The organism is Corynebacterium sp. HMSC075F02, from assembly GCF_001838335.1.
Taxonomy (GTDB): Bacteria; Actinomycetota; Actinomycetes; order Mycobacteriales; family Mycobacteriaceae; genus Corynebacterium; species Corynebacterium jeikeium_D.
On record NZ_KV836319.1, the window covers coordinates 1 to 854 of the forward strand.

Here is an 854-nt window from a genome sequence, read left to right on the forward strand (position 1 = left end):
CCCGGAAAAGACACACTTTTCTTTACTTAACCCGGATGCGGGGCGGGGGTTTGGGGTAGGGGCTCGAGTGAGGGGCTCTGGATTAAGCGGGGGCAGGGGCTCGAGTTAGAGGCTCGAGTTAGAGGTCAGCCACTCATCGATGAGCTATTCACTTATGGTTCCGCTGGGGCTCATCGATAAGTGAATAGATTATCCATAAGTGCGCGCCAAATGTCTGCAAACGTGACAAGAAATACCGCTGCCTACCTGCTGATTTGTGCTTAGTGGTGATTTCGGGTTAATCTTTGCAAGGCTTCACGGAGAGCACAGAGCGAAACGAAGCGGTCAACAATTGGCCACAGAGTTACGTGCTGGGTTCAACGGATGCTGATGCCCCCTTAGCTCAGTCGGCAGAGCGTTTCCATGGTAAGGAAAAGGTCGACAGTTCGATTCTGTCAGGGGGCTCTGTTCTTTTATACGGACTTATGTCCGGTAGAGAATAGGGGCGATGTAGCTCAGATGGTGAGAGCGCACGACTCATAATCGTGAGGTCGGGGGTTCGATCCCCCCCATCGCTACTACGGACAGTGATGTTCGTCGAACCCCGCCTTGATTATGCAGCAATGCAGTAAGGTGGGACATTGTCAGCTAAGGACTGAAAAGTTCTTTCGCTGGTGGTGAAGGGGCGTGGCTCAATTGGTAGAGCAGCGGTCTCCAAAACCGCAGGTTGCAGGTTCGAGTCCTGTCGCCCCTGCAAGTACCCGTCATCCAGGGCGTATGAAAATGCGTCTGGGTGGCGGGTTTTTCGTTTATGTTCGGTGGCGGTGGGGCAATGCGAGTTACGGGTTAAGTAAAGAAAAGTGTGTCTTTTCCGG

General features: G+C 53.0%; 3 tRNA genes. All 3 read left to right on the top strand.

Going from position 1 to position 854, the window contains the following annotated elements:
- The first annotated feature begins 371 nt into the window (after positions 1–371).
- The 3 genes from HMPREF2920_RS09280 (at position 372) to HMPREF2920_RS09290 (ending at position 733) form a co-directional block, all read left to right on the top strand.
- Positions 372–444 (top strand) — tRNA-Thr (locus HMPREF2920_RS09280).
- 39 nt (positions 445–483) lie between these two features.
- Positions 484–557, top strand: a tRNA-Met gene (locus tag HMPREF2920_RS09285).
- A 103-nt stretch (positions 558–660) separates the two neighbouring features.
- A tRNA-Trp gene (locus tag HMPREF2920_RS09290) sits at positions 661–733 on the top strand.
- The last annotated feature ends 121 nt before the right edge of the window (positions 734–854 follow it).